This window comes from Nereida sp. (assembly GCF_965655635.1).
Classification (GTDB): Bacteria; Pseudomonadota; Alphaproteobacteria; order Rhodobacterales; family Rhodobacteraceae; genus Nereida.
In genome coordinates, this window is record NZ_CBFHHE010000010.1 from 58780 (window position 1) to 68560 (window position 9781).

Below are 9781 nucleotides of genomic sequence, written 5' to 3' on the forward strand. Positions count from 1 at the left end.
GGCGCTTATAAAGTACATAGTGTCCAGAAATCCACTAGCACACGCTACATTTTGTCACTTTGCGTCAGATCAATCCTGAATAGCGATGAGACAGTCGTCCGTTTGGGCCTGCTCAGCACATGCACTAAGCGCCGCAGACGCGGCCCCTTCACCGGTTGCAACGATAAAAGTCCCCACTGTGGGAGAGATAGCAAACGCCTTCTCACCGCGCACGCGGCGGTACGATTTGCGCCATGCTTCTGTAGCGCCGTGCGATAAAGTCAGATCAACCGGCTCAAAATTTCGCGGGCGTACCATTGCAACGATCTCGCAGGCGGTTTGGCCCCTTTTAGCCGCGTCACAAGCTGACAACGCTTTAGCCCGGGCGACGTCCATCGTGTGATCGTTGGCCGCAGCGATCGTAGCTGGGTTCAGGATCCCATCATCTGGTGATGCGGCAATCGCTGCGTAATACAACTGTTGTTCGGCCACTTGTTCAACCAACGCCGCATTATCAGGTGTCAGCCAGTCGCAGGTGATCAATTCTACTTCACGGCCCTTAAGGCTGAATAATTGCGCTTTCGCCTCAGCATTACTGACCGGATCTGCGCCTGCAACTTGCCCGAATACACACAGCGAAAACACTCCAATCGCCCCAACAATACGCATGATTTCGCTCCTTTGTTCTCAATTTCTGTTAACCTATATCCACTTTCTGGACAGGTCCACCAAAGGCTCCTAGGGTGCGGCAAAACTTAGCTAAAATAAGGCGCTAGCATGTCCAATCTCGATCCTGTCCTGTCTCACATCGACGAAAATCTCAGCGCCGCGACCGAGCGCCTTTTCGAGTTGATGCGCGTCCCGTCGATTTCAACAGACCCCACTTTCAAAGAACACTGTGACGCAGCCGCAGATTGGTTGGTAAGTGATTTGGCTTCAATGGGTGTGACCGCAACAAAACGCGCAACACCGGGCCATCCAATGGTGGTTGGTCATACAAACGGGACGGGTAAACACGTCACATTCTATGGCCACTATGACGTGCAACCCGTTGATCCGCTTGATCTTTGGCATAGTGACCCATTCGCGCCAGCGCTTGAAGATACGGATGTGGGCAAAGTCATTCGCGGGCGCGGTGCGGCAGATGATAAAGGCCAGTTGATGACCTTTGTGGAGGCGTGTCGCGCGTGGATTACTGTGCACGGAAGCCTGCCCATCAACGTCAGCTTTTTCTTTGAAGGCGAAGAAGAAAGCGGATCGCCATCTTTGATCCCGTTCATGCGCGAAAACAAAGATGAGCTGTCATCTGATCTGGCGCTGATCTGCGATACGGGCATGTTCGACCCCAAAACACCTGCTATCTCAACACAACTGCGTGGCCTTTTAGGCGAAGAGCTTACCATCACAGGACCACGGATTGACCTTCATTCTGGCATGTACGGCGGGGCTGCCATTAACCCTATTCGCGTGCTGTCAAAAATCATTGCCTCGCTGCATGACGCTGAAGGGCGCGTGACTGTGCCCGGCTTTTATGAGGGCGTGCCTGAAATGTCGCCTGAGCTGCAAAAGCAGTGGGAAGATTTGAACTTTGATGATGCGGCGTTTCTTAACGCAGTCGGCCTGTCTGAGCTGGCCGGAGAGCAGGGCAAAACCGCCCTTGAAATGTTATGGGCGCGCCCAACTTGTGAGGTGAACGGCATCAACGCAGGCTACACTGGCGACGGGTTCAAAACCGTGCTGCCGTCGAAAGCCAGCGCAAAAATTAGCTTCCGCCTTGTTGGCACTCAAGACCCCCACGCGATCCGTGCAGCGTTCCGCCAAATGGTCCAAGATGCCCTCCCTGCGGATTGTAGCGTTGAATTCAAAGGCCACGGAAATTCATCAGCCGTGCAAATGTCCACGGCTGATCCGGCTTTTGAAAAAGCGCGTCTTGCTCTGTCGGATGAGTGGCCAAACCCTGCGGCGTTTGTGGGCTGCGGAGGCTCAATTCCGATCGCGGGACACTTCAAAACCGAATTGGACACAGACGCGATGTTGATTGGTTTTGGCCGCGATGATGATGCAATCCACTCACCCAACGAAAAATATGACCTTGAAAGTTTCCACAAAGGGATGCGCAGTTGGGCAAGGGTGCTGGACGCGCTATCACTGTAGGTGATCAATAATCTGCAAAACAAATCAAAGCGCGGTGGTGAACAACCACCGCGCTTTTTTCATAAACGGTGAACAACGCGCACACTGAAGCAACCGAAGAGGTAGTAGTCCAACGAGAGCTATTAATGTGTGAAAAAGGTGAGAGTGGCGCGGTTGACGGGGCTCGAACCCGCGACCCCCGGCGTGACAGGCCGGTACTCTAACCAACTGAGCTACAACCGCGCATCTCACACGTTTGGTTTGGACTTAGCAGCGGTGGCGCGGTTGACGGGGCTCGAACCCGCGACCCCCGGCGTGACAGGCCGGTACTCTAACCAACTGAGCTACAACCGCCCACTGCTACACGCCAAACCTGACGCGTTCCGTGCAGATACCCACGCACCGCCACCCCGTCAAGCGGAAGTCGCGGCATTTTGTAACAAAAATTCAATTATTTCGGTGACTGTAGTTGAAGTTATAAAAACGTAAATTATGCGCAGCGCATTTGAAACATAAATAGAATATCGGGGGGGGGAATGGTGGGTCGTGAGAGGCTCGAACTCCCGACATCTTCCGTGTAAAGGAAGCGCTCTACCAACTGAGCTAACGACCCGATGAGCGGTGTATTAGCGCCAAACCTTTGGGCGCTGCAACCCCCTTTTTCACCCTTATTCGAGTTTTGTCTGAACACCGCCGCTCAGGCGGTACACAACACCCTGCCCGCCCGGCAATTTCCCAAGGTTTTCTGTAGCTTGCCCCAAAATGACCGCTCGCAGCATTCGGCTGGTAATCCCGTGGGTGATAAGCACGGTCGGCCCTGTCAAACTATCAAGTAATGATTGCGCACGGACACGAAGGGCCTCAAACCCCTCGCCCTGCGGCGCGTATTTGTAAAGCGCGAGCGCCCCGTCCGGCGTATCTTCAACCACTGCATCGCTTGGCAGCTCCGCAAGGCAGTCCTGACGCAGGCGCCCTGACCATGTGCCAACGGTGATTTCAGCAAGACGGTCATCTGTCTCAATTTCGCCTAAACCCGCCACGGCAATTTCAGCAGTTTGCAAAGCCCGACCTTGGGGGCTGCTTAGCACGCGCCACCCATCAACCCCAATACGCTGGAGTATCGCGTGTTGCGCAGCCGCCTGCTGTCTGCCAAGTCGCGTCAGGCTGCTATCAAGAGCACCCTGCATACGGCTTTCACGGTTCCACTCCGTTTCGCCGTGGCGCATGATCAATAGGTCCGGATAGGTTTTGTTCATCTCAGCTTTACCTCGATTGTCTTGGATCAGGCTGGGGTGGTCCCTATCACGATCCAGCTATTATTCGGTGTCTGCGCCAGTTCGCTGCACCGTTTTGCGTTGCCTAATTTTGCAGACAAACACTTTTGCACCAGCCATTTCTTTTTGTCGATTAATCTTCAGCTTATCAAAAGGTTGCAGATTGAGTTCCTCGCCCTGTGCCAACGCGTCCCCAAGAACATCAAGCATGGCCTCAACAACAGGTTTAGCGTCTTTACGCTTTGCACCGCCTTTACTCACGACACGATTGATCAATTCCTTTTTGCGAAGGCTAGGCGTTACCTCGACCGGTGCCGAGCCTATCCCCGTTTTCACCGCCACAACGTTGGATCCAACGGTTGTGTCTGCTGTTGTTCCTGATATTTTCCCTTTGCTGTGGATACAGCCGTTTGAACCGATGATTTAGGTGTCTTGGCCATAATGCGGCCTCCTACTTATTAAACGTTTCCAATACACTAGCAGCCTAGCGCAAAGCCCGCAGACCAGCTACACCCGATATATGCAAAGGGTTAATTGAGCCTGCCGCGTACCCACCTGTTGTGTCTGCGCACCACTTTTGGGCAGTTTTGCGGCGAATTAAGTCATATTTTACACAATAATTGACCATGACCACCAAGATGATATGACAGGGCTATAGTTATAAACTTGCGGTATATGAAAGCTTACAAAATGAAAAAAACCTTTATCACAACATGTGCAGTACTGGCATTCGCAACACCAACATTCGCTGGCGGCCTGTCCGACGCAATGGTTGCTCCAGAAGTTATCGCTGCTGATACAACATCAAGCAGCTCACAAGGCATCCTGGTTCCAATCATGGCGCTTTTGTTGCTCGCAGCTGCAAGCTAAGCCTGAGCGCTTAGTCGAAAGAATTAGAGAAAGGCCTGCCATTTCGGCGGGCCTTTTTCGTTTATGACGGCGGGTGTGCGAAAGCCCCAAGGTAACGATCCCCACTGATACAACGCCCAGGCGAAAACTTCACAAACAAAAAAGGCCGCAGAAAACCTGCGGCCCTTTCGTATTTTATCGCTCTGCTAAACAGGCAATTGCCTAATGCGCAGTCGCACCTGTCGCAGAGGCTTTTGCCGCCAAAGCTGCGGCTGCCGCCTCTTCTGCCGCTTCATCCCATTCAATCGCTTCGGGTTGGCGGATCAGCGCATGCTCAAGAACTTCTGTCACGTGGGACACCGCGATAATCTCAAGACCTTCTTTGACGTTGTCAGGAATGTCCGGCAGGTCCTTAAGGTTTTCTTGCGGGATAAGCACAGTTTTGATGCCCCCACGCAGCGCCGCCAAAAGTTTTTCTTTCAGCCCACCAATCGGCATGGCGTTCCCGCGCAGCGATACCTCACCAGTCATTGCGATATCTTTGCGCACTGGAATCTTGGTCAACACCGATACAATAGACGTCACCATCGCCAAACCTGCGCTTGGCCCGTCTTTGGGCGTCGCACCGTCGGGGACGTGTACGTGGATATCCACGGCATCAAACTTCGTCGGCTTCACACCAATCGCAGGGCTAACCGAGCGTACGTACGACGACGCCGCATCGATGGATTCCTTCATCACATCTCCAAGCTTACCTGTGGTCTTCATCCGGCCCTTGCCCGGCAGGCTCAGCGCTTCGATTGACAACAGCTCGCCACCAACAGACGTGTAGGCAAGACCTGTGACGACACCTATCTGGTCCTCTTTTTCCGCAAGACCGTGTTTGTACTTCGGCACGCCTAAGAACTCATCAAGGTTGTCAGCGGTAACTGTTACGGTCTCCGCCTCTTTCTTAATGATCTTCGTGACTGCTTTACGGGCAATCTTGGCCAACTCACGCTCAAGGTTCCGCACACCCGCCTCGCGGGTGTAGGTTTGGATCACACCCGTCAGACCATCATCGCTCAACTCGAACTCACCCTTGCGCAGGCCGTGGTTCTTTTTCTGCTTCTCAATCAGATGCTGCTTGGCTATCTCGGCTTTTTCATTCTCTGTGTATCCCGACAGGCTAATGATCTCCATCCGGTCCAAAAGCGGACCCGGCATGTTATAAGAGTTCGCCGTTGTCAGGAACATCACGTTGGACAAGTCGTATTCCACCTCAAGGTAGTGATCGACAAATGTGCCATTTTGCTCTGGATCAAGCACTTCAAGCATCGCAGAGGCCGGATCACCACGGAAGTCTTGCCCCATCTTGTCGATTTCATCGAGCAAAATGAGCGGATTGGTAGTTTTCGCCTTCTTCAACGCCTGAATGATCTTACCTGGCATTGAGCCAATATACGTCCGACGGTGTCCACGGATCTCGGATTCGTCCCGCACACCCCCAAGAGAGATGCGGATAAACTCGCGGCCCGTCGCGCGCGCCACAGATTTACCAAGTGAGGTTTTACCCACACCGGGAGGGCCCACAAGGCACATGATCGGCCCCTTCAGCTTGGCTGAGCGTTGCTGCACCGCAAGATACTCGACAATGCGCTCTTTTACTTTGTCCAAACCGTAGTGATCCGTGTCTAAAACCTTTTGCGCGTGGCCAAGGTCTTTTTTCACGCGGGACTTCTTTCCCCACGGAATAGACAGCATCCAGTCAAGATAGTTGCGCACCACGGTCGCTTCGGCGGACATGGGTGACATGTTCTTGAGCTTCTTGATCTCAGCGTCAGCTTTTTCACGTGCTTCTTTGGACAGCTTGGTGGCAATAACTTTTGCCTCGAACTCGGCAACTTCGCCAGCGCCCTCTTCGCCGTCGCCAAGCTCTTTCTGAATGGCTTTCATTTGCTCATTCAAATAATACTCGCGCTGCGTCCGTTCCATTTGGGACTTAACACGGGTCTTGATCTTCTTTTCGACCTGCAAAACAGACATCTCGCCCTGCATTAGCGCAAAAATCTGTTCCAGACGTTCGGCAATGTTCAGGGTTTCGAGAAGCTTTTGCTTTTCATCGACTTCAATGCCCAAATGACCTGCAACCAAATCAGCCAGCTTCGCAGGCTCCTCGGCCTCCTCAACGGCTGTAAGCGCCTCCTCGGGGACGTTCTTTTTGACTTTGGCGTAGCGTGCAAATTCCTCGCCCACAGTACGCACAAGCGCCTCAACGGTGTCCGCATCACCGGGCAGCTCGGTCAGATATTCTGCGCTAGCTTCAAAGAAGCTGTCATTTTCAAGGTATTCAGAAATGCGCACTCGTGCGACACCTTCAACCAACACTTTTACGGTGCCATCGGGCAATTTCAAAAGCTGCAAGACATTCGCCAAAACACCCGCTTTGTAGATGCCATCTGTGTCTGGATCATCGGCGGACGGGTCAACTTGGCTGGCGAGCAAGATTTGTTTGTCGTCGGCCATCACCTCTTCCAAGGCGCGTACAGATTTATCACGGCCCACAAAGAGCGGCACGATCATATGCGGAAACACAACAATGTCGCGCAACGGCAGAACAGGATAAGATGAATTCAACGGATCTTGCATGAAAAATTTTCCTTTTGGCTGGCAGACGGCAGGGACCCCACAGATGCAGCAATCCAACACATTCGACCGTCCCCGATCAGGGTTTGAAATGGGGCGTTCTGCCGCCGTTTTCAAGCCCGTGCTGTCATGTCGTCTGGCAGTTTGCCCCGAGCGTGCGGCACGCACAAGGCGCGAATGAGGCTCTGGTTCAAGATTTATTGGTAAATATGCAGCCTTGCGAAAAACACTCAAGCCAGACTACGCTACGTTAACCGGTACGCTTGCGTCATTTTTTTCACCACCTCGTCTTGCGAAATAGCCGCGTCCGGATCACCGCCGATCGCGCTCAGCACGTACCACATGTAGGCCCGCATCAGGTCAGGCTGGGGCATGCCAAGGCCGACCTCATAGTACCAAGCAACACCGCTTTGCGCGCCCGGGTGGCCCTTCATGGCGCTGCGCAGGTACCAATCAAATGCGCGGGCACTGTCTTTCTCAACCCCCAATCCAAGGGGCGTACATCACACCGATCAGCTCTTCGGCATCAGCGTTGCCAGACCGCTCCGCAGGCCAAAAAGCTTCCATTGCGCGCTCATACTCTCCGGCCTCCATCAGATCACGCGCATGTTCAATATCGGCCACAGCCGCCAGAGCAGAGGCAAAAACACACGCAACACTTATCACACTTGCACGCAAAAACTGGCGCATCTCATTGCTCTCCTTGGCTGTTTGGCTGCGCATGCATTTGCACAGACGCCACTGTCAGCTGATGATTTTCTGCCCGCCGATCCAGAACAGGCACAAATCGGTCGGCTATTGTTTTACGATAAAGTGCTGTCGGGAAATCGCAACATCAGTTGCGGGACGTGCCATCACCATGACCAAGCCGGTACCGATGGGCTTAGCCTTGGCATTGGTGAAGGCGGCACAGGCGTTGGCCCAAAGCGTACAGTCGGGCAAGGCAAAGACCTGATCCGCAAGCGCATTCCGCGCAATGCACCCGCACTTTGGAACATCGGACACCGCGATGTGAAAGTACTGTTCCACGATGGTCGGCTCTCAGTAAGCGATCTTTACGGGAATGGTTTCAACTCCCCCGCCGAGGAATGGCTGCCCAGCGGCCTTGATAATATCGTGGCGGCTCAAGCCCTGTTTCCAATGACAGCCCAATTCGAGATGGCGGGCAATTTGGGCGAGAATGACATTATCCACGCTACACAAATCCGTATAGACCGTGCATGGCCGCTGATCGCAGAACGCGTGGCCGCCATTCCTGAGTACGTCGATATGTTTGCGCAAGCGTTTGCGGATGTATCATCCCCCCGCGACATTACAATCGTGCACATCGGCAACGCGCTTGGGGCATTCATCATCTCGGAATGGACCAGCACCGACACGCTCCATGATCAACATTTGCGCAGTGGCACCCCGTTATCGCCCCCAGCCGCCGCAGGCAAAGAGCTGTTTTTCGGTGATGCTGGCTGCTCGGCTTGCCACTCTGGCCCTCTCTTTTCAGACGGTGCGTTCCGTGCCCTTGGCCTGCCCGCTTTTGGGCCTAGCCGTACCCGTAGATTTGATCCCATCCCCCGCGATGTGGGCCGAATGGGCAAAAGCGACCGTCTTGAGGATGCCTACCGGTTCAAAACGCCCTCTTTGCGCAATGTCGCTGTAACAGCGCCCTACGGTCATAACGGTGCCTACCCGAGCTTAGAGCGTATGATCAAACACCACCTTAATCCATGGGCCGAACGTAGCGCGTGGCAGCGTAGCGATGCATCCCTGCCCCAGCGCCCCATATTGCTGTCATTGATTTCGTCATACAGTCCGACACCCGCGAGATGGCGCGACAGAGCAGCGTCCTTGATATTGACATCCCCGCGCGAACTCAGACAGAGATTGACCAAATTATTGCTTTTCTCAAAACCCTCACCGACCCATCTCCATATGATCGACCATTGGGACGGCCGGAGACAGTACCATCAGGACTTCCCGTTGACTGACACCAAACGAACCACCGCCGACACCCCATTTAGACCCGGGTTTGATCCCCGTTGGCGTGATGCCACTGATTATATTCTGGGATGCACCAAAGACATTTGGGAAGATCGCGGCATCCACACGCTTAACCACTATTACAGCGATACCATCCATGTACGCTCTCCTGCCTCTATGGTGATTGGCAATGCGGGCGTTATCCCCGCAACCATGGCGACGTTGTCCGAATTTCCCAACCGTCAGCTTTACGGCGAAGACGTCATCTGGTGCGACGCACCCAACGATGCGCTTTTGTCGTCCCATAGGCTACTGTGCACCGCCACCCATGAAGGTGCAGGCATGTACGGCAATCCCACGGGGCGCAATCTAAGCTACCGGATCATTGCCAACTGTCACGCACAGGCAAATCAGATTGATGACGAATGGCTTGTGCGCGATCAAAGCGCAATTGTTGAGCAGATGGGCCAAGACATTGTGGACTGGACCCGTGACCTGATCAGTCGCGAAGGTGGCCCTGATGCTTGCGTGCGGCCCTTCACGCCTGCGATTGATAGCCAAGGCCCCTACACAGGACGGGGCAATGACAACCCATGGGGCGCGCAATATGCTCAACATCTGACTGCATTGATGCAGGCCGACTTTGGCACTGTGACCCGCAACATGGACCGCGCCGTGGAAGGACACTACTGGCGTCACTCTGACGGGCACGGGACGCCGTTTGTCGACAAGACATGGATGGGCCTTCGTGCGGCGTTCCCTTCGGCGCAATTTGACGTGATGCAAGTCATCGGCATGGACAACGATCTTATTGGGCCACGTGCTTCTGTGCTCTTTTCCCTATCAGGGCGTCATGACGGATGGGGTACTTTCGGCCGTCCTACTGGTGCTGACGTGTTCATCATGGGCCTTGCACAGGCCGAGTTTGGCCCACGCGGGATCCGCCG

General features: G+C 54.1%; 8 protein-coding genes, 3 tRNA genes and 1 pseudogene. 4 read left to right on the top strand and 8 right to left on the bottom strand.

All coding sequences use genetic code 11. From position 1 onward, the window contains the following. Positions 1-69: 69 nt before the first annotated feature. A complete protein-coding gene (locus ACTF5M_RS05200; protein WP_438960010.1) occupies positions 70-648 on the bottom strand; it encodes a 5-aminolevulic acid synthase in 579 nt (192 codons plus the stop codon). 108 nt (positions 649-756) lie between these two features. On the opposite strand from ACTF5M_RS05200, the gene ACTF5M_RS05205 reads away from it, so the two are divergent. After that, on the top strand, positions 757-2133 hold the full coding sequence (locus ACTF5M_RS05205) for a M20/M25/M40 family metallo-hydrolase (protein ID WP_438960011.1): 1377 nt from the start codon (positions 757-759) through the stop codon (positions 2131-2133). A gap of 145 nt (positions 2134-2278) precedes the next feature. Here ACTF5M_RS05205 and ACTF5M_RS05210 read toward each other — a convergent pair. The 5 genes from ACTF5M_RS05210 to ACTF5M_RS05230 form a co-directional block, all read right to left on the bottom strand. After that, positions 2279-2355, bottom strand: a tRNA-Asp gene (locus ACTF5M_RS05210). A gap of 34 nt (positions 2356-2389) precedes the next feature. Beyond that, a tRNA-Asp gene (locus ACTF5M_RS05215) sits at positions 2390-2466 on the bottom strand. 183 nt (positions 2467-2649) lie between these two features. Then, a tRNA-Val gene (locus ACTF5M_RS05220) sits at positions 2650-2725 on the bottom strand. A gap of 55 nt (positions 2726-2780) precedes the next feature. Then, a complete protein-coding gene (locus tag ACTF5M_RS05225) occupies positions 2781-3368 on the bottom strand; it encodes a histidine phosphatase family protein (protein ID WP_438960012.1) in 588 nt (195 codons plus the stop codon). 60 nt (positions 3369-3428) lie between these two features. Next, complete coding sequence (locus ACTF5M_RS05230; protein WP_438960013.1) at positions 3429-3722, bottom strand: HU family DNA-binding protein; 294 nt, start codon at positions 3720-3722, stop codon at positions 3429-3431. Positions 3723-4076: 354 nt separating this feature from the next. Here ACTF5M_RS05230 and ACTF5M_RS05235 point away from each other — a divergent pair, with 354 nt between their 5' ends. Then, a complete protein-coding gene (locus ACTF5M_RS05235; protein WP_438960014.1) occupies positions 4077-4256 on the top strand; it encodes a hypothetical protein in 180 nt (59 codons plus the stop codon). 201 nt (positions 4257-4457) lie between these two features. Here ACTF5M_RS05235 and lon read toward each other — a convergent pair whose 3' ends face one another. Continuing rightward, a complete protein-coding gene (lon, locus tag ACTF5M_RS05240) occupies positions 4458-6863 on the bottom strand; it encodes an endopeptidase La (RefSeq protein ID WP_438960015.1) in 2406 nt (801 codons plus the stop codon). Here lon and ACTF5M_RS05245 point away from each other — a divergent pair. Then, entirely contained in the window at positions 6862-7041 is a 180-nt protein-coding gene (locus tag ACTF5M_RS05245; protein ID WP_438960016.1) for a hypothetical protein, read from the top strand. The two genes, lon and ACTF5M_RS05245, sit on opposite strands and share 2 nt — an antisense overlap. Positions 7042-7105: 64 nt before the next feature. On the opposite strand, the pseudogene ACTF5M_RS05250 reads toward ACTF5M_RS05245, so the two are convergent. Further along, positions 7106-7550, bottom strand: a pseudogene (locus ACTF5M_RS05250) (tetratricopeptide repeat protein). Positions 7551-7571: 21 nt separating this feature from the next. Between ACTF5M_RS05250 and ACTF5M_RS05255 the strand changes: the two are divergent. After that, positions 7572-9781 (top strand): cytochrome c peroxidase (locus ACTF5M_RS05255; protein WP_438960017.1); only part of this gene is annotated, 2210 nt, incomplete at its 3' end.